The organism is Schauerella aestuarii, from assembly GCF_009866805.1.
Classification (GTDB): domain Bacteria; phylum Pseudomonadota; class Gammaproteobacteria; order Burkholderiales; family Burkholderiaceae_B; genus Schauerella; species Schauerella aestuarii.
The window spans coordinates 837,472-855,934 of the sequence record NZ_SIZW01000039.1; the positions used below are offsets into that span (position 1 = coordinate 837,472).

Here is an 18,463-nt window from a genome sequence, read left to right on the forward strand (position 1 = left end):
CCCGCGCGCGCAAGCGCTGCGTCCCGCAATTGGGATGCCCGTCGCGGAAGGGTCTGCAGCCAGTTTAACGGCGCTCGGCCGCGCAGGGCGGCTTGCTGCCTGCTGCCCTGCAAAGCAAAACACCCCGCGCGCAGGTTGGCCTGCTGCCCTGCAAAGCAAAACACCCCGGCAGGCGAACCTGTCGAGGTGTTTGTGGTGCGGTGGATCCGGCTTTCACCGGATCCCAGGCTGTGCCGTTGCCAGCTTGCCTGTGAAGCAGGGAAGTTGGACTTAGAAGTCCATACCGCCCATGCCACCCATACCGCCCATACCCGGGGGAGGACCACCGGCGGCTTTGTCTTCAGCGATTTCTGCAACAGCTGCTTCCGTCGTCAGCAACAGGCTGGCAACCGAGGCGGCGTTTTGCAGGGCAGTGCGGGTCACCTTGGTGGGATCCAGCACGCCTTGTTCGACCAGGTCACCGTACTCGCCGGTGGCGGCGTTGTAGCCGTAGTTGCCCGAACCGCTGGCAACCTGGTTGACCACGACGCTGGGCTCTTCGCCGGCGTTAGCCACGATGGTGCGCAGGGGCTCTTCGATGGCACGCAGGATCAGCTTGATGCCGGCGTCTTGGTCGACGTTGTCGCCCTTGACTTGTGCCACGACGGCACGCGTACGGATCAGCGCAACACCACCGCCAGGAACGATGCCTTCTTCGACGGCGGCACGGGTTGCGTGCAGCGCATCTTCGACGCGGGCCTTCTTTTCCTTCATTTCGATTTCGGTCGAGGCGCCGACGCGAATCACAGCAACACCGCCGGCCAGCTTGGCCACGCGTTCTTGCAGCTTTTCACGGTCGTAGTCCGAGGTCGCTTCGTCGATTTGGGTGCGGATTTGCTTCACACGGGCTTCGATCGACTTGCTGTCGCCAGCGCCGTCGATAACCGTCGTGTTTTCCTTGCCCACTTCGATGCGCTTGGCTTGGCCCAGATCGTCCAGCGTGGCCTTCTCGAGCGACATGCCGGTCTCTTCCGAGATCACGGTACCGCCGGTCAGGACAGCGATGTCTTCCAGCATGGCCTTGCGACGATCGCCGAAGCCCGGAGCCTTGACGGCGGTGGTCTTCAGGATGCCACGGATGTTGTTCACCACGAGGGTCGCGAGGGCTTCGCCTTCGACGTCTTCAGCGATGATCAAGAGCGGACGGCTCGACTTGGCGACTTGTTCCAGCACCGGCAGCAGGTCACGAATGTTGCTGATCTTCTTGTCGAAAATCAGGACATACGGATCGTCCATCGCCGAAACTTGCTTGTCCGGATTGTTGATGAAGTAGGGCGACAGATAGCCGCGGTCGAATTGCATACCTTCGACGACGTCGAGCTCGTTGTCCAGCGACTTGCCGTCTTCGACGGTGATGACGCCTTCCTTGCCCACTTTGTCCATCGCGTCGGCGATGATCTTGCCGATCGACGCATCGCTGTTGGCCGAAATCGAACCGACTTGAGCGATTTCCTTGCTGGTGGTGCAAGGCTTGGACAGGTTCTTCAGTTCGGCGACAGCGGCTGCAACAGCCTTGTCGATACCGCGCTTCAGATCCATCGGGTTGATGCCGGCGGCCACATACTTCAGGCCTTCCTGGACGATCGACTGGGCCAGAACCGTAGCGGTCGTGGTACCGTCACCCGCGTTGTCAGACGTCTTGGAAGCGACTTCCTTGACCAGCTGAGCGCCGATGTTTTCGAATTTGTCTTTCAGTTCGATCTCTTTCGCGACCGACACACCGTCCTTGGTGACGGTGGGGGCGCCGAAGGAGCGCTCGAGCACCACGTTGCGGCCCTTGGGACCCAGGGTGGTTTTGACTGCGTTGGCGAGGATGTTTACGCCACGGACGATGCGGACGCGGGCGTCATCACCGAACAATACTTGCTTGGAAGCCATGCTTGATTCCTTGTATTCGTTTTTGCGATTACGAGTGCGATCGGGGGAAGTGCGATTACGAGATCACGGCGAGGATTTCTTCCTCGCGGATAACGAGCAATTCCTCGCCATCGACCTTGACGGCTTGGCCGGCATACTTGCCGAACAACACCTTGTCGCCTGCTTTCAGGTCGACCGGCAACAGCTTGCCGTCTTCCGTCTTCTTGCCGGGACCGACAGCAATGACTTCACCTTGGTCGGGCTTTTCAGCCGCGCTTTCAGGGATGACGATGCCCGAGGCAGTGGTGCGCTCGTTGTCCAGGCGTTTGATGATCACGCGATCATTCAGGGGACGCAGGGCCATGAAAAACTCCTGTAATTAGGTAAAAAAGACACGAAGGTCTAAGACACTAGGGTCCGAGAGCGTTAGCACTCTCTAGGATCGAGTGCTAATTATAAGGACGATGTGACAGTCTTCAAGAGGGTGGGGTGGAGGTGTTACAAAATGGTGTGGTCGATTGAGAGCGCTGCGCGCCTGCCCTTGTTGCGACGCGTTGGAGAAATATTGGTCACTCAATCAATAAATCGTTGACCTCGAAGATTGCCGCATTTAAATTATTGGTCAATCAACCAATAAAAGGATCGGTGATGCCACATCGCGTTTTAGCGGCAAGCGTCGCGCGCCTGCGCAACATTCGTTTGCAGCTTGCCCTTATTGGTTTTCTATTCCTTGCGGCTCCCGTCGTTCAAGCGGCCCCCGCCGCCACTCGTGTGGATCCGACAGCCAGTCAACAAGCTGTCGTCTCCAATGAACGACTTGCCCAATCTCTTCCAGGTGGCTTCGTCAGCCGCACACAGAACGTCAACGGTGTCCGGTTGCACTATGTGATCGGTGGGCAGGGCAAACCGCTCTATCTTCTTCCGGGCTGGCCGCAAACATGGTGGCAGTTCAACAAGATCATGCCGGAATTGGCCAAGACCCATCAGGTCATTGCTGTCGACTTGAGGGGCATGGGAGGGTCCGACAAGCCGCTCGCGGGCTATGACAAGAAAACGATGGCCGCGGATATTCATGCGCTGGCCGCGGCACTGGGGCATGACCGCGTGGATATCGCGGGCCACGACATTGGGGCGATGGTCGCTTATGCGTTCGCGGCCAATTACCCCAGTCAGGTCAACAAGATTGCGCTGATCGACGTGGCTCATCCGGACGAAAGCCTGTACGACCTCACCCTGCTGCCGCCAGCCGGTCAACCCGCCGTCGGCTCAGGCAACGCCGAGTATCCCGTTTTCCTCTGGTGGTTCGCCCTCAACCAGATTCCAGACTTGCCCGAGGCAATGCTCATCGGGCGCATGCGGCTTTTGATCGACTGGTTGTTCGATACCCAGCTCAAGGACCCCAGCGCCATCAGTGCAAAGGACCGCGAAATCTATGCGGCTGCTTACAGTAGCGCAGACGCTATTCGTGCGGGCAACGCCTGGTATCAGACCTTCCGCCAGGACATCGAAGATCAAAAACACTATGGCCCGATCGATCCTCCATTGCTCATGCTCGCCGGAGAGAGGAACTATCCGTTCTTGAAAACCATCATGCCTTCGAAGGGCAAAAACGTGCAGGTGGTCAAAGTGAGTGGAGCGAGCCACTACGTGCCGGAGGATCAACCGGCCGCAACCGTGAGTGCCCTCAAGGCTTTCTTCCGCCCGTAGCTGCCGTGCGATGGATGGCCCGATCGGCCATCCGCTGCTGCGATCCTGTGCTGGTAACATATTTGGCTTCATCGGCGGCGCGCATCGTATTGCGCGCCGAGCCCTTTGATAATGAAGCTGCGGATGTTCAGCAATAGCGCGACGCGCCCGAGCAGCAAAGGTAATGATCGACGATGGCAGAACGTGGTCGCCCGCGGGGCTTTGACCGTCAAGTCGCACTTCGCGACGCAATGCTCATGTTCTGGAACAAGGGATTCGAAGAGACGTCGATGACGGACCTGACCCAAGCGACAGGGCTTCGATCCGCCAGTCTTTATGCGGCGTTTGGCTCCAAGGAAGCGATCTTCCGTGAGGCACTGGACATGTACCAGGAGACGTTGGGCCCGATGATCTGGGCCTCGCTCGAAGACGCGACCATCGAGGGCGCGATCGAAAGCTTTCTGATGCGAACCGCGGACGCGTTTTCAGATCCTGCTTATCCTGCGGGGTGCATGATCGTCCTCGGTGCGCATCACGCCAGGCAAGGCGCGAGTGCGGTTGGAGATGAGTTGCAGCGTCGCCGCGCGAACGACATCAGACGGCTCAAACAGCGTTTCGACGTTGCCATCCAAGCCGGTGATTTGGCCGCGACCTTCGATAGCCAAGCCGCAGCGGCTTTTTATGCAGCGCTGCAGGCCGGCATGTCGATTCTTGCCCGAGACGGTGCAACGCCGGCCACGCTTCGAGCGGTAGCGATCAGTGGAACACGAGCATTGGACGAGATGAAGGCGCGATCACAGTCCAGTGATTGAAGCTAACCAATATATCGGGATGCGCCAACCCCTAAAGTGAATGCGATCCAGCGGCGCTTTCCTTCGCGCCAATCGCCTCGGCGAACCCCCGGGCCGCTGCAGGCAACCCCGCAAAATCGACCGCATAAAGATTCAATTCCCGCTCGGCCCAACTATCGCTAAGCGCCACGCCTCTCATCCGTTTCGCCTTATCCAGCGCCCGAAACGCGCCTTCCGGCATCACCCCCACCCCCAGCCCGCACTCGATCATGCGGCACATCGCACTCAAACTATCCACCTCGATACGCTGCTGCAACGCCCGATGCACCGATTGCGCCTCGCGATCCAGTGTCTCGCGCACGATGCTGCTATCTCGCAATCCGATCTGCGGATAATCGAGCGCGTCTTCATAAAGCATGCGTCGGCGTTTCGCTAATGCATGGCCCGCCGGGATCACGAGCACCATGTGTTCGCGCTGATAGGGCAGTACAGCCAAGCCGGCTGCTTCTTCGCTGGGGCTGCAAATTCCCAGATCCACGACGCCATCGCGCACCGCTCGCGCCACGGCTCGGCTGGTGTTTTGCCTCAGGTCGATCCGGATTTCAGGGTGTTGGCTGACGAAGCTCGCGATGTCTTCGGGCAAGAACTGTTCAACTGCCGAGGCGTTCGCACTGAGCCGCACCACGCCCCGCACTCCGCGCGCGTACTCGCCCAAGTCGGCTCTGAGGTGTTCGACCTGCATGAGGATGGCTTTGGCGTGGCGCAGCAGCAGTTCGCCGGCGGGGGTGGGGCGCACGCCGCGCGCGTGGCGATGCAGCAGCGGCGTGCGGGCGAGCAGTTCCAATTCGGCAATGCGCTTGCTGATGGCCGAGGCCACGATCTGGCCGCGTTCGGCGGCCTGAGCGATGCTGCCGGTTTCGCAGGTGAGCATGAACAGATCAAGCGTGGAGACGTCGATCTGGCGCAGGAAACTGCGGGATGAGGCGAACGGGGACATCGTGGCTCCGGGCTGCACAAAGAGGGTGCGGTCATGCACGATCGTAGCGCATTCGATTCGCCATTCTGGTGCTGAGGCATCTCATTTGGGAACGGGTCGAGGAATTATCGGAACTTCTCCCATGTGGCTCCGGTTCTTAGGATGCTTGCTCTATTTCCATCCATTCAGGACGCACCCCTCATGATTCTTTCCGCTGACGACGCGCCGCGCGTAGCTCAGATCCTCGTTGGGCTGGATGCCGTTCGCATCGCTTCCGGTCAGCCGTTCTTCTATACGTCCGGCTGGGCGAGCCCGGTGTATGTGGATGCGCAGGTGCTGATGTCGGACGTGGCGATGCGTACCGAGATGATGGATATCGCTGCACGGGTGATCAAGCCTGTGGTCGAGGCGCAGGGTATCAACGCGATCGTGGGCACGGAGAGTTCGGGCATTGCGTTCGCGGCTTGGTTGGCGGAGCGGCTGTCATTGCCGATGCTGTATCTGCGCAAGCGGCCGGTGGGCTGGGGGATGACGGCGCAACTGGAAGGCACGATGCCTCAGGATGCGCGTATGTTGCTGGTGGACGATGTGACCACGGACGGGCGCTCGAAGGCGGGTGCGGTGGCGGCGTTGCGCCAGGCCGGGCCGGTGGTGTCGGATGTGTTTGTGCTGCTCGACTATGCACTGTATGCCCCTGAGGGGCGCACGTCTGACGACGGGTCGCTTAATCTTCATGCGTTGGCGCGCTGGCAGCATCTGCACGAGGCGTTGATCAAGAGTGGGCGGCTGGATGCGGCGCAGGCGCGGATGCTGTCTACCTTTGCGCAAGACCCGGTGGGTTGGTCCATCCATCACGGAGGGACGGGAGCATGACGGCGATGGATGTGTGTGCCGATCCCCGCGCGTTGGCTCTGGAGATCCTGGCGGACGTGCGCCGCGAGACGGAAGACGGCCCCGGCGTGACGCGCGAAAGCTATGGCGCGGGTGAGAACACGGCGTTGCGGCTGCTCGAAACGCACGCCGAGGAAATGGGCCTCGTGTGCGAGTACGACCGCGCGCGCAATCTGTGGATGCGGCTGCCTGAAGACACGCGCACCGATCCGTTCGTGGTGATCGGGTCGCATGCCGACTCGGTGCCGCAAGGCGGCAATTTCGATGGGTTGGCGGGCATTGTGGCGGGCATGCTGGTGCTGGCTGGATTGCGCGATCGCTACGCGTCGGCGCCGCCGGTGCGGGTGCTGGCGCTGCGTGGTGAAGAGAGTGCGTGGTACGGCAAAGCCTATATGGGGTCGTTGTCGCTGCTGGGGCGGTTGCCCGCGCAGGCGCTGGCGCTCAAGCATCGCAGTGGCAAGGGCACGTTGGGCGAGGCGATGGCGCTTTGCGGCGTTGATGTGGAGGCGGTGCGCGCGGGCGAGCCGTTGCTCGACGTGGCGCAGGTGCGCGCGTATCTCGAACTGCATATCGAGCAGGGGCCGGTGATGGTGGCGCGCGGCTGGCCGGCGGCGGCCGTAACCGGTATCCGCGGCAATATCCGGCACAACGTGGTGCGTTGTATCGGTGAGGCGGGCCATTCGGGCGCGGTGCCGCGCTGGTTGCGCAAGGATGCGCTGCTGGCGGTGGCCGAGTTGCTATCGCGGATGGACGAACATTGGCGGGTGCTGCTGCAGATGGGGATGGATCTGGTGATGACGAGCGGGATCTGCTCCACGCTGCCCCAGTCGCATGCCGTGTCGGTTATTCCGGGCGAGGTGCGCTTGAGCTTCGAGGCGCGCAGCCAGGATGCCCAAACGATGGAGCGCTTTTATGCGCTGATGCGCGACGAGTGCGCGGCCATTGAGAAATCCCGGGGTGTGCGGTTCGAGTTCGACGAAAAACTGGTCACGGCGCCGGCCACGATGGATGCGGGCTGGGTCGAGCGACTGAAAGTGGCGGCCGCCCGCAACGGCGCTGCCACTGGCACTACCAATGCCAATGCCACCGCCACTGCCACTGCCACGGTCACCGGCGCGGTCCTCGAAGAGATCCCCAGCGGGGCCGGCCACGATGCGGCCGTCTTCGCCAACGCGGGGGTGCCCTCGGCCATGGTGTTCGTTCGCAACGAAAACGGCTCCCACAATCCGCATGAAGATATGGACATCGACGACTTTCTGGTCGGTGTCGATTTGTTCGAAGGCGCATTGCTTGACATAATCGCGCCTCCTCGCGCGAGCTGATGTGCCTGCATCGGCTCGTGTGTTTTACCCACCCGCTATTTGCCTTTACCAAAAAACCAAGGGGATCCCACTGTGTTTTGTCTCACCAAGATGAGCAAGCCGCTCGTCGGCGCGCTTGTTTCCGCAACATTTGCATTGTCCAGCGCTGCTTATGCGGCCGAAGATTTTCCGAACAAACCCGTCACCATCGTCGTGCCGTACGCCGGTGGCGGCAGCAACGATCTGATCGCACGCCTGGTTGGCGCGGGCATGAGCCCGTTCCTGGGCCAGACTGTGGTCGTGACGAATGCGCCCGGCGCCAGCGGCACGATCGGCGCATCGCGCGTGGTCAATGCCCAACCCGACGGCTACACGATCCTGTTGGGCTCGCCCAGCGAAATCTCGATCGCGCAGCAGATCAACCCGGCCGTGAAGTACGACGGCGAGCGCGATCTGGCGCCGGTGGGCCAGGTGGGTTCGCAGCCGCTCGCCCTGGTGGCTGCGCCCAATCAGACGATCACGGATGTGCCGTCGTTTCTGGCCAGCATCAAGACCAAGGAATTCCGCTACGGCACGTCCGGTATCGGAACGCCTCTGCACCTGGCCGGTGAGCTGATCGCCAAGGAAAGCGGCGGCCAGATGTTCCATGTGCCCTACAAGGGCGGCGCGCCAGTGCTGGCCGACATCATGGGCGGCCAGATCGAAGGCGGCGTGCTGGTGTTCTCGACGGCATTGCCGCACATTCGTTCGGGCGCGTTGAAGGGCATCGGCGTGACGTCGGCCAAGCGTACGGAAGCCGAACCCAATATGCCGGCACTGGCCGAATCGCCTGCGCTGAAGGGCGTGGACATCGTGCTGTGGTTCGGTTTGTGGGCACCCGCCAAGACGGATCCGGCCGTGGTTGCGAAGCTGGGCGCGGCGCTGGAGAAGGCATTGGCCGATCCGGTGACGAACGGCAAGTTGAAGGAAGCTGGCTTGACGGTGCAGTACGCCGATGCAAAGACGTTCAAGGACTACATCGCCACTGAAACGGTGAAGTTCGGCAAGATCGCCAAGGATGCGAACGTGCAGTTGAACTAAAGCCTGCACGGCGGGGCGGCGACGGCTTGCTGGGTAGCTGCCGGCGTCGACTTGACGGTATGACTTGAAGGTATCGGGCCATTTGCGCATGCGGGTGGCCCGTTTTTTTTGGGCGCGCGTTTGCCGTGTCTACCGCGCCTCGATCCTGATCCACCACGGCAATGGACGACGCACGCGGATCGGCATGACCGATTCGAGCATGGCCAGCGTGCGATCGGGGTCGGTCATCGGGTAACTGCCAAACACCGCGAGGTTCGCCACGTCGGGCGACAAGCTGATGTGGCCCATGCGATACCGCTCCAGCTCGTGCATGACGGCGTGCAGCGGTACATGTTGGGCGATGAAGAGGCCGCGCGTCGACGATTCGCGAGCGGGATCCGTGGGTTTGAAATCTGTCAGGCCGCGCTTTGACATCCTGACTTCCTGACCCGCCCGGATGATATCGATTGCGCCTTCGGCTGCGCGGGCTTGCACGGCACCGTCGTACACCGCGAGACGCGTGTCGGCGTTGTCGAGCCGGACGGTAAATCGGGTGCCCAAGGCTCGCAGTCGGCCATGGGGCGTGTCCACCACGAAAGGGCGGCTTGAGTCGGCGGCGGTGGCGATGAGCATCTCGCCCGCGCGTAAGTACAGGCGGCGCAATCCGGTGCTGAAGTCCTCATCGAAGGCGCTCGCAGTGCCGAGCCAGACCGTGCTGCCATCGGAAAGGGTGATCTGGCGCACCTCACCCATGGCCGTGCGGTGGTCTGCGGTTTTGGCCGCCAGCCAGATCGGTGCCGGCGAGTGCCGCCAAGCCAAGATACCGAGCGACCCGGTGCCGGCGATCGTCAACAGGCCCAGAACGAGTCGGCGGCGCCGGGCGTTCACCGTGGCCAGGCGATAGGCGCCCATCGTGTCGCGGGGGTTTGGCGTGGTTTGTATGGGCTGAAACCGACGGCCGATATTCTCGACTTGTGCCCAAGCTGAGCGGTTCGCTTCGCTTGCATTGCACCAGGCTTGCCACGCTGCGCGATCGGCGGCCGAGGCTTCGCCCGATCGCAACAGGGCGAACCAGTCAGCCGCCTGTTCGAGCGCATCGTCACCCGTGTGGTTCAACGGGTGCTCGGACGTCGAGGAGAGGTTAGTCGCGCTCAACGTGCTCTCAAACAATGCAGCATGACCTGCGCCACATACTTGCGCACCATGCGGGTCGATACCCCGAGTTCTTCTGCGACTTCCTTGTCCGTCATGTCGCACCCTACGGCCATCACAAAGGCGTGCGCGGCTTTCACGGGCACCTTGCACAACATGCGGTCGATTTCTTGCAGGGCTTCGAGCACCATGGTTTGGTGCTCGCCCGAAGGCACATGGGCCTGCGGCATGGCGGCCAGGGTATCCAGCCAGGCTTGCTCGACTTGGCGCCGGCGCCACAAGTCGACGCACAGGCCGCCTGCCATGGTGCGCAGATACACGCGCGCCTCAGGCGCGCTGCCGAAGGATCGCGGCACCGTCAACAGGCGCAGGAAGGCGTCGTGCGCCAGATCGGCGGCATCGGCCGCATTGCCCAATCGGCGGCGCAGCCAGCTCTGGAGCCACACGTGGTGATCGCTGTAGAGCGTTTCGACATTAGGCGGCACGGCGTTATCCAAGGTGTTCACTGCCTGTGACCGACCTGCCAACAGTCACCGCGGCGCGGGCTGACGAGGTAAAGTTGAATTGCGAACGATTATCACTCACTGAGGGGAGGAAGGCAATTGTCTTGGGGCTGCCGGAGACAAGGCGGCGACGCCGGCGACCCATCCGCACACGAACATGCGAAATAAAGGTTCCGCTTTTGACAGGGCTGTTCGATCAACAAGTAGGAGAGATCTCGCCGCGCCGCTTTCCATGGTCCAGCGCCGCAAAGCATCTCAATGTCCCTTTCTCTTGTTTGAATGCACAGGTTAGTCATGTTTCCTCGTTTTCCTTCTGACGCGACGGCATCCTCGTCAACGGCCAAGCTCGTGTTTTCTCCGGCACGCAGCCGGGGCGGCGCGTTTGGGCTGGCGGTTGCGCTGGGCGTGGCGCTGCCATCGGCCTGGAGTTCGGTCACATACGCGCAGCAGGTGCCGACGCAAGCCACGGCTGCATCTGACGCAATCGCCTTTTCGATTCCGCCCGCGCCGCTCGATCAGGTGCTGGCGCAGCTTGCCAACGCCTCGGGCCTGCGGCTCGCGGCCACGCCGCAATTGGTGACGAACCGTCAGAGCAATGGCGTGCAAGGGAGGTTCTCGCCATATGAGGCACTGGTGCGCGCACTGGCGGGCACGGGGCTGCAAGCCATGCGCGACGCGCCTGGGCAATATCGGTTGACGCTCGCGCCACAGGCCGCCGCGACGCTGCTCGAACCGGTGATCGTGCGCGGATCGGCGTTTTCCGACAGTCTGCCGCCGGTGTATGCGGGGGGGCAGGTGGCCAGCGGCGGCCGTTTGGGGATCCTGGGCAATCGCGACGACATGAGCACGCCTTTCAGCGCCACGCAATACACGGCGGCGCTGATCGAGGATCAACAGGCACAGAACATCGGCGATATCCTCGTCAACGATCCCTCGGTGCGCAACACGTATGCGCGCGGCGCCGGGCGCGATGAGTTCAATATCCGGGGCTTCACGCTCTTCAATTACGACGTGTCTTTCAACGGCCTTTATGGCATTTCGCCCCGCAACGCCAGTTCGCTGATCGGTATCGAGCGCGTCGAAGTGCTGCGCGGCCCCAATGCACTGTTGAATGGCATGGCGCCCTACGGCTCGGTGGGCGGCGCGATCAATCTGGTGCCCAAGCGCGCCGGCCCGGATCCGTTGAATCGCGTAACGCTGTCGTATATCGGCGATAGCCAGTTCGGCGTGCATACCGATCTTGCGCGGCGCTACGGCGATAGCCAGGAGCTGGGCGTGCGGTTGAATGTGCAGCGCAGTGGCGGCGACATGACCGTGGATAACGGCAAAGAGGACATGGGCGCGGTGGCGCTGGGTCTGGATTATCAGGCCGACCGGTTTCGCATCGAAGGCGATCTGAACTACCAGAATCGCAAAACCGATGCGCGCAGCGGGCTGCTGTTTCCGCCGTCGCCCGGCGTGCAGATCGGTGGGCCGCCCGATGCGCGCAGCAATTTCTTTCCGCCCTGGACGTATTGGAAAACCGACGAATGGTCGGGCGCTGTTCGCGCCGAGTATGACCTGACGTCGGATTGGAGCGTGTATGGCGCGTTCGGGGCGCGCAAGCATGATTTCGAAAGCCTGCAGACCAGTTGGCTGATGCTCGACGGCGACGGCAGTATCGGCGCAGTACCCGCCCGCTTGAATGAGTCGCTGCTTAGCAAGACCGCCGAAATGGGTGTGCGGGGGCGATTCGATACGGGTGCGGTGAAGCACGAACCCACCCTCAGCGCGAGCGTGCTGGATATCGATTACTCGTCGGCCCGGATTCGCTCCGGCACGGTGTTCTCCAATATCTACGATCCGGTGTATTTGGCCAAGCCGAATATCGCCCGTCCCAGCGGACTGGCGAAAGCCACCGAATCGCGCCTGTATAGCGTGGCGTTGGCGGATACGCTGTCCTTTGCCGACGATCGGGTGCAGGTGATTGCCGGCGTCCGGCATCAGCAGATCGATGCGTCGAATTTCAATCAGATCAGCGGTGAGCGCACCACGCGCTACGACAAATCCGCCATCACGCCTGCAGTGGGACTGACGGTGCGGCCGATCGAGCCGTTGTCGCTGTACGGCAACTACATTGAAGGGTTGAGTCAGGGGCCGACCGCACCGGAAGGCGCGATCAACGCGGGTGAGATGTTTGCACCGGCGAAATCCAAGCAAATCGAAGTGGGTGCCAAATACGACTTCGGCAAGGTGGCGGCCACGATCAGCGCGTTCCAGATCGAGCAGCCCAGCAGCTTTCTCGATTTTTCAACCCAGCGTTTCGTGGCTAATGGCGAGCAGCGCAATCGCGGTCTCGAATTGCTGTTGCAGGGTGAACCGGTGCGAAGCGTGCGCTTGCTGGGCGGGGTGGCCTACACCGACGGCCGATTGACGCGCACCGAAGGCGGCTTGAACGATGGCAATCGGGCGCCTGCCGTGCCGCGTTTGCAGTTCAATGCGGCGGCGGAGTGGGATACGTCGTTCATGACCGGATTGACGCTGACCGCCAGAATGCTGCGCACTAGCGATCAATACATCGACGTGGGCAACACGCAAACCATTCCGGGCTGGACGCGTTTCGACGTGGGCGCGCGCTATGCCTTCAAGGCCAACGGTACGCCGATGGTCGTGCGTGCCACGGTAGAGAACGTGCTCGATAAGAACTATTGGCAATCGGCCGCGCGTGAAGGGTTGACCATCGGCGCACCGCGCACGGTATTGCTGTCGGTGTCTGCCGCGTTTTAAGGCGAGGTGCATTTTAGGGCGAGGTGCAGTAAGTCGCTTGAAGCCCGACGAGGGCGATTTCCCCACCCGGGCTGCTTCTCAACTTGGAAGCAGCCCGCTTTGCTTCGATTTCCGCTCGTGACGCAAGCCGCGAGGGAGACGGCACACATCGACCGCGCGATGCCCCCTTGAAGCGATAATGACATCGCGGTGCCTGGCCGGGCGCCACGGTTTACAGTGCATCGTTTGCATGAGGAGCAGGGTGTGTCACGAACGAGTGGGCTCGATGTCCCGGTCGAGATCGTATTGAATCGCGCGCGGGGGGCGCCTACGCTCACCGATCAAATCGCGCATCAACTTCGGGTGGGGATCAAGGCGGGTGTGTTGCGCGCAAACGATCGCCTGCCCGCCATCCGCGCGTTGGCCACGCGGCTCACGGTCGCGCGCGCCACCGTGGATACCGCTTACGCTCAACTCATTGCCGAGGGCTATCTGCAGACGCGTGCGGGGGCCGGCACCTGGGTGGCGCCACGGTCGCCCGACACCGCCACCGTCGTGTCCACCCTGGCGCAAGAAAACGCCTCGACGGCCATCGGTCCCGCTCGCGCGCTCTCGGCGCACGCACGTCGTCTCGCAGCCGTGTCGACCACGCTGCTGCCGCAGAAACAGGTGCCGTTGGCCATCATCGCCCCATCGGAAGAAATGTCGCCAGGCCGTGCGTGGACGCAGATCGCGAACCGGTTTGGACGCCGGCCCTGGCGGCACGCGGGTTACGGCGAGCCCCAGGGCTATCTGCCGTTGCGCGAAGTGGTGGCCGAGTATGCCCGCAAGTTTCGCGGCGTGCAGTGCGATGCAGATCGGGTGGTGATCACCTCCGGCAGCCAGCAGGGCATGACGCTTTGCGCGCAAGTGCTTCTGGACGCGGGCGATACGGCGTGGGTGGAAGATCCCTGCTACACGTTGATGGCGGCGACCATTGCCCATCGCGGCGTGCTCACCGTGCCTGTACCGGTGGATGCTGAGGGGCTTGAGGTCACAGCGGGCATGACACTGGCGCCCCAGGCGAAAGCGGCGTTCGTCACGCCGTCGCATCAGTTTCCGTTGGGCATGATGATGAGCATGGCGCGCCGGGCCGAGTTGCTGGACTGGGCGGCGCGCACGCAAAGCTGGATCGTGGAAGACGACTACGACAGCGAACTGCGTTACGAGGGGCGGCCGTTTCCTTCGCTGCAGGGCATGGATGCCCGATCCGAATCCGTGATCTACCTCGGCACGTTCAGCAAGATGATGTTCCCAAGCTTGCGCCTGGGCTACGCGATCGTGCCGCGCGCGTTGGTGGACGCGTTTGCGGGGGCGCGGCTGCTGGCAGACCGGCATTCTTCCGAATCGCAGCAGGCGATCCTCGCGGAGTACATTCGCGAGGGGCATTACGAGATTCACGTGCGGCGCATTCGCGGCTTGCTGCAAAAGCGCCGCCAGGTGCTGATTCGCGAATGCGAACGCCAGCTTCAAGCGTATGGCGCGGTGCTGCCTTGCGATCAAGGGATGCACGTGGTGTTTCGCCTGCATGACGATATCGACGATGTGGCGGTGGCCACACCGTTGCGCGAAGGGGGGCTTGAGTTGCGGGCGATATCGCCGTTTTATGTGCGCGCAACGACGATGCGCGGTTTCATGTTGGGGTTTGGCGGGTTTACGCCGGAGGCCATCAAGGCGGCAGTAACAACGATCGCTGCGGCGCTGGCGCAGCAGGTCGCCCGACGATGACGGGGGGGGTAAGACCGCATCGGCCGCGCCACAGTGAGTGACGCGCTGCGTAGGAGCGCGCGTTCCGGTTGGTGTGCCGGGACTGTGGCCCGATTGGCCCGCTCGTTTTGCTGGAAAGCATGCCTACCCTGGTAGGGCAGGGTGTGATGTAGTGGCGACTTGCCCATTGTGCAAATCATTTGCCATCGTGCCCTGGGCAAACGGCTGGCCACCCCGAGCATCGCGTGGCAACCACTTCTTTATCGAGTATCCAGTATGTACCTGCCCGCGCAAACCGAGGAGACGCGCCTCGACGAAATTCACCGCGTGATCAAGGAGCATCCGTTCGGGATCCTGGTGACGCAGGCCGGCGGCATGCTGGACGCGAATCACATCCCGTTCGAATTCGAGCCCGGCGAAGACGGCCCGGGGCAACTGACCGCGCATGTGGCCCGTGCCAATTCGATCTGGCAGGCGCTGAAATCGGGCGATGAGGTGCTGGTCATTTTTCGCGGGGGAGACGCGTATATCTCGCCCACGTGGTATCCCAGCAAACACGAATTGCATCGCCAGGTGCCCACCTGGAATTATCAGGTGGTGCATGCGCATGGCGTGATCACGATTCAGGACGACGAGCGATTCGTGCGCGGCATGGTGGCGCGGTTGACGCGCACGCATGAGGCAACCGCAGGCAACGAGAAACCGTGGAAGATGACGGATTCGGAGCCGGAATTCATCGATGCTTTGCTGAAGGCAATCGTGGGGATCGAGATTCGCATCACGTCGCTTGTGGCGAAATCGAAACTCGGCAAGCACAAGGACGTGCGCGATATCGAAGGCCCCGCTGACGCGTTGAAGGCGCGTCACGAAACCGAGATCTCCTGTGCGATGGCGCAAGCCGCGGCGCAGAAGAAGGGCGCGGCAGCCTAGCTTTTCTTGCGCGCGGCGCTTTTCTTGCCGGCGGCCGTGCGCGGCGCATCCTTGGCCGGCGTGGTGCCGGCCTGATTCAGCTGATCCATCCAGGACAGCGCGTCCACATACGACAGAAACTGCCGCACATAGCCCGGCGACAAGGTACGCATCAGCGAGAGCGAGCGATGCACGAGGTGGCTGGAGTTCAGTGGCCCGGCATTATCTGGCACGTGCGCTTGCGACTGCCGTAATTGCTTGTTGGTGCTCACGCTTGCCCAGGCCTCGCGGAAATAATCGATGGCGGGCAATTCGGGGTACGCCGCGCGCTGCTGCGCAAGCGTCTGTAAAACGGCACTGTCGCCGTCGGCGGCGTGCTGCATGGCGAGATGCGCAGCGAGCGCTTCGAGCGGCCGTCCAGCGGGCACGACGGCCGTAGTGTCGGCGACTCGATTTACAGGGCCGGCCGGATGTTCACTGGCTTCTCGATCTCTGCCGGCGCCGCGATCGGCCCGCGCATCGACGCTCGCAACGTCCTTCGCGGATGGCTGCGCTGTTGCGCTCGCCGGTTCTGCGGCTTCACTCGTGCGTTCGATGTGGGCCGCATAGGCCGCCAACGCATCGGCCAGCTTGCGGTCGAGCACTTGCCGCGCTAGTCCGCGATGACTTTCCGCGCGGCGCGCCAGTGCGGCGATGAACTGAAAGCGCGCGGGATTCAGGCGATCGTGACCGCTGGCGCGCCACGCATGGAGCGTCGCGTGCAGATCGGTCGTCGCATCGCCGGTCATCGTGACGGTGCCTGGCCGCTGGACGGCGTGTTGGCTGGCGATGCGTTGGGTGCTGCGCCTGCTGGCGACGCAGACGCAGCATCGGCGGCAGGCTTCGCCACCGGCGCGACCGCATCGCCGGCGGCTGGCGTCGTGCTTGTTGCTGTTGCGGGAACGGCAGGCACGGCAGCCGCGGGCTTGGCTGGCGCGACAGCATCGGCAGAGGGCTTCGGAATCGGCGCGATCTCCACGCGGCGGTTCTTGGCCCGGCCTTCTTCATCGGCGTTGGAACTCACCGGTTGCTGCGATCCGAAGGCGGCCGCAAACACGGAAGCGGGCGCGATGCCCTCATCGATCAGCACGCGCGTCACCGTCAATGCGCGCTGGGCCGAGAGCTCCCAGTTATCCGCGAATCGACGATTGTTTTCCCGCACCTGTTGATCGTCGGTGAAGCCGCTCACCATCAGCACTTCCTGATGGGTTTCGAGGTACACCGAAAGCGGAGCAATCAGGCTCTTCAAGATCTCGCGGCCTTCGGGCTGCAGTTGTGCCGAATTGAGCGCAAACAGCACGTTGCCGCTGATGCCGATGCGGCCGTTGATGAGCGTCACCCGGCCGGCTGCCAGCGGCACCGCCAAGGCTTCTTCGAGGGTGACGCGGCGCTGCGTTTCTTCCTGGCGCTGCTTGACCTCTTCGTCGAGCCGGGCTGAAAGTTCGAGTTGCACGCCGATCACGCCCACCACCACCAGCACGAACGCGCCCAGCAACACCGACATCAGGTCGCCGAAAACGGGCCAGACGGGGACGGTGGGCTCCACGCCCGCGTCGATGTCTTCTTTCATGCTTGCGCGTCGCTCTCGGGTGCTTGCGCGCGGGCAACGTGCTGCAGATCTTCGAGGATCTGCTTTTGCGCCATCATGCTCAAGTCAATCACTTCGCGTGCCTGGGCCACGTAGTAAGCCAGCTGTTCGTCGCTGCGCGTCGTGGATTTGTCGAGCGCGGCTTCGATGCGTTGCAGGTGACTCACCAACGACGTGTTCGATTCGCTGAACAGTTGCACCGCAGTGCCGAACGACTCGCCCAGACTCGCCACTTCGACGGCGCTGCCGGTGACCTGTGCAGCGACCTCGGTGAGCTTCGTGGTTTCGCTTTCCACCCGATCGATGAACTGGGTGCCCACGCGGTCCAGCACGTCGGCCGAGGTCGCGACCAAGGCATCCACCGCCGTGCGCTGTTCGGTCGACGCATGGTTGACCGCATCGAGCAGCGTGCTCAGCGTGTCGAGCAGACGGCTGCGTTCTTCCAGCATGGCGTTGTCGCGTGCCATGCTGTCTGAGAGTTTCTGTCGCACTTCGATGACCACGTCGGCCGCCGCGCGCGGCGCTTCGGACGCGGCTTGTACAAGCTGTGCAATCTCGGCGATGGTGCTGCTGGCGTGAGCCTGCGTTTCAGACGAGATGTCGCGCGCGGTTTGGGCTAGCGCGTCGCAGATCGCCTGGCTGCGCTCGGTGGTGTGGGCACCGGCCTGCTGCCATTCTTCGCGCAGCGTGGCGGCCATCGTGGCAAGCGAGTCGGTCCAGGCGGCCAGGCGCGCTTGATCCTGCGCGGCCAGGGCCGTTTGCAGATCGGCCGCGGCCTTGGGTGCGTCGGCAGCCACCTGCACCACGCGGTCTATCTCGGCCAATGTGCTGGTAGCTTGGGCGCGGGTCTCGGAGGAGATGTCGGATGCCGTTTGCGCCAGGGCGTCGCACATGTCTTGCATGCGGCGCGCGGTATCGGCATTGGCTGCTTTCGATTCTTCGCGCAGCGTTGAGGCGATCTCGGCCAGCGACGCCGTCCATGCGGCTAGCCGCGCTTGATCCTGCGCGGCCAGGGCCGTTTGCAGATCGGCGGCGGCCTTGGGCGCGTCGGCAGCCACTTGCACCACACGGTCGATCTCGGCCAGTGTGCTCGTGGCTTGCGCGCGGGTTTCGGAGGAGATATCCGACGCCGTCTTCGCCAGCGCGTCGCACATCGCTTGCAGGCGCTGTGCGGTATCGGC

Annotated in this window: 14 protein-coding genes and 2 pseudogenes; 8 read left to right on the forward strand and 8 right to left on the reverse strand. The window is 62.8% G+C overall.

Annotated features, from left to right (window positions below):
- Positions 1–270: 270 nt before the first annotated feature.
- Together groL and EYW45_RS06720 are read right to left on the reverse strand one after the other, a co-directional pair.
- Positions 271–1,917: a chaperonin GroEL gene (gene groL, locus EYW45_RS06715; protein ID WP_161134549.1), complete on the reverse strand. Its 1,647-nt coding sequence runs from the start codon at positions 1,915–1,917 to the stop codon at positions 271–273.
- Positions 1,918–1,972: 55 nt separating this feature from the next.
- Entirely contained in the window at positions 1,973–2,260 is a 288-nt protein-coding gene (locus tag EYW45_RS06720) for a co-chaperone GroES (protein ID WP_161134550.1), read from the reverse strand.
- A gap of 224 nt (positions 2,261–2,484) precedes the next feature.
- Between EYW45_RS06720 and EYW45_RS06725 the strand changes: the two genes are divergently transcribed.
- Positions 2,485–3,603 carry an alpha/beta fold hydrolase gene (locus EYW45_RS06725; RefSeq protein WP_202444594.1) on the forward strand — a complete coding sequence of 373 codons (1,119 nt, stop codon included), beginning with the start codon at positions 2,485–2,487 and terminating at the stop codon, positions 3,601–3,603.
- Between the two features lie 230 nt (positions 3,604–3,833).
- Positions 3,834–4,394 (forward strand): TetR/AcrR family transcriptional regulator, encoded by a 561-nt coding sequence (locus EYW45_RS06730; RefSeq protein ID WP_268894258.1) that lies wholly within the window; start codon positions 3,834–3,836, stop codon positions 4,392–4,394.
- Between the two features lie 31 nt (positions 4,395–4,425).
- On the opposite strand, the gene EYW45_RS06735 is transcribed toward EYW45_RS06730, so the two are convergent.
- Entirely contained in the window at positions 4,426–5,370 is a 945-nt protein-coding gene (locus EYW45_RS06735) for a LysR family transcriptional regulator (protein ID WP_161134552.1), read from the reverse strand.
- A gap of 180 nt (positions 5,371–5,550) precedes the next feature.
- Between EYW45_RS06735 and EYW45_RS06740 the strand changes: the two genes are divergently transcribed.
- From EYW45_RS06740 to EYW45_RS06750, 3 genes are all read left to right on the forward strand, one after another.
- Positions 5,551–6,222 (forward strand): orotate phosphoribosyltransferase, encoded by a 672-nt coding sequence (locus EYW45_RS06740; RefSeq protein WP_161134553.1) that lies wholly within the window; start codon positions 5,551–5,553, stop codon positions 6,220–6,222.
- Positions 6,219–7,562: a hydantoinase/carbamoylase family amidase gene (locus tag EYW45_RS06745; RefSeq protein ID WP_161134554.1), complete on the forward strand. Its 1,344-nt coding sequence runs from the start codon at positions 6,219–6,221 to the stop codon at positions 7,560–7,562. The genes EYW45_RS06740 and EYW45_RS06745 overlap by 4 nt, the downstream gene beginning before the upstream one ends.
- Before the next feature lie 90 nt (positions 7,563–7,652).
- Entirely contained in the window at positions 7,653–8,621 is a 969-nt protein-coding gene (locus EYW45_RS06750) for a Bug family tripartite tricarboxylate transporter substrate binding protein (RefSeq protein ID WP_161134555.1), read from the forward strand.
- 129 nt (positions 8,622–8,750) lie between these two features.
- On the opposite strand, the gene EYW45_RS06755 is transcribed toward EYW45_RS06750, so the two are convergent.
- Both EYW45_RS06755 and EYW45_RS06760 read right to left on the reverse strand, forming a co-directional pair.
- Positions 8,751–9,755, reverse strand: a complete 1,005-nt coding sequence (locus EYW45_RS06755) for a FecR domain-containing protein (RefSeq protein WP_235938892.1) — start codon at positions 9,753–9,755, stop codon at positions 8,751–8,753.
- Complete coding sequence (locus tag EYW45_RS06760; RefSeq protein ID WP_161134556.1) at positions 9,752–10,258, reverse strand: sigma-70 family RNA polymerase sigma factor; 507 nt, start codon at positions 10,256–10,258, stop codon at positions 9,752–9,754. Before EYW45_RS06760 ends, EYW45_RS06755 begins: the two co-directional genes overlap by 4 nt.
- A 291-nt stretch (positions 10,259–10,549) precedes the next feature.
- On the opposite strand from EYW45_RS06760, the gene EYW45_RS06765 reads away from it, so the two are divergent.
- The 3 genes from EYW45_RS06765 (at position 10,550) to EYW45_RS06775 (ending at position 15,676) form a co-directional block, all read left to right on the forward strand.
- Positions 10,550–13,021, forward strand: a complete 2,472-nt coding sequence (locus EYW45_RS06765; protein ID WP_161134557.1) for a TonB-dependent receptor — start codon at positions 10,550–10,552, stop codon at positions 13,019–13,021.
- A gap of 243 nt (positions 13,022–13,264) precedes the next feature.
- Positions 13,265–14,767: a MocR-like pyridoxine biosynthesis transcription factor PdxR gene (pdxR, locus tag EYW45_RS06770; protein WP_161134558.1), complete on the forward strand. Its 1,503-nt coding sequence runs from the start codon at positions 13,265–13,267 to the stop codon at positions 14,765–14,767.
- A 255-nt stretch (positions 14,768–15,022) separates the two neighbouring features.
- Positions 15,023–15,676 (forward strand): FMN-binding negative transcriptional regulator, encoded by a 654-nt coding sequence (locus tag EYW45_RS06775; RefSeq protein ID WP_161134559.1) that lies wholly within the window; start codon positions 15,023–15,025, stop codon positions 15,674–15,676.
- On the opposite strand, the gene EYW45_RS06780 is transcribed toward EYW45_RS06775, so the two are convergent.
- The 3 genes and pseudogenes from EYW45_RS06780 to EYW45_RS06790 all read right to left on the reverse strand — a co-directional run.
- The gene (locus tag EYW45_RS06780; protein WP_161134560.1) at positions 15,673–16,443 is read right to left on the reverse strand and encodes a DUF2894 domain-containing protein; all 771 of its coding nucleotides are present in this window, start codon (positions 16,441–16,443) and stop codon (positions 15,673–15,675) included. The genes EYW45_RS06775 and EYW45_RS06780 overlap by 4 nt on opposite strands.
- 182 nt (positions 16,444–16,625) lie before the next feature.
- Positions 16,626–17,264: pseudogene (locus tag EYW45_RS06785) on the reverse strand (OmpA family protein); the annotation flags it as partial.
- Positions 17,261–18,463: pseudogene (locus EYW45_RS06790) on the reverse strand (DUF802 domain-containing protein); the annotation flags it as partial. The pseudogenes EYW45_RS06785 and EYW45_RS06790, both read right to left, overlap by 4 nt.

What these genes read in the sequence shown, in the direction of transcription:
- groL (WP_161134549.1), bottom strand. Translation starts at nt 1,917, where the DNA reads ATGGCTTCCAAGCAAGTATTGTTCGGTGATGACGCCCGCGTCCGCATC.
- EYW45_RS06720 (WP_161134550.1), bottom strand. Translation starts at nt 2,260, where the DNA reads ATGGCCCTGCGTCCCCTGAATGATCGCGTGATCATCAAACGCCTGGAC.
- EYW45_RS06730 (WP_268894258.1), top strand. Translation starts at nt 3,834, where the DNA reads ATGCTCATGTTCTGGAACAAGGGATTCGAAGAGACGTCGATGACGGAC.
- EYW45_RS06735 (WP_161134552.1), bottom strand. Translation starts at nt 5,370, where the DNA reads ATGTCCCCGTTCGCCTCATCCCGCAGTTTCCTGCGCCAGATCGACGTC.
- EYW45_RS06740 (WP_161134553.1), top strand. Translation starts at nt 5,551, where the DNA reads ATGATTCTTTCCGCTGACGACGCGCCGCGCGTAGCTCAGATCCTCGTT.
- EYW45_RS06745 (WP_161134554.1), top strand. Translation starts at nt 6,219, where the DNA reads ATGACGGCGATGGATGTGTGTGCCGATCCCCGCGCGTTGGCTCTGGAG.
- EYW45_RS06750 (WP_161134555.1), top strand. Translation starts at nt 7,653, where the DNA reads ATGAGCAAGCCGCTCGTCGGCGCGCTTGTTTCCGCAACATTTGCATTG.
- EYW45_RS06765 (WP_161134557.1), top strand. Translation starts at nt 10,550, where the DNA reads ATGTTTCCTCGTTTTCCTTCTGACGCGACGGCATCCTCGTCAACGGCC.
- EYW45_RS06775 (WP_161134559.1), top strand. Translation starts at nt 15,023, where the DNA reads ATGTACCTGCCCGCGCAAACCGAGGAGACGCGCCTCGACGAAATTCAC.
- EYW45_RS06780 (WP_161134560.1), bottom strand. Translation starts at nt 16,443, where the DNA reads ATGACCGGCGATGCGACGACCGATCTGCACGCGACGCTCCATGCGTGG.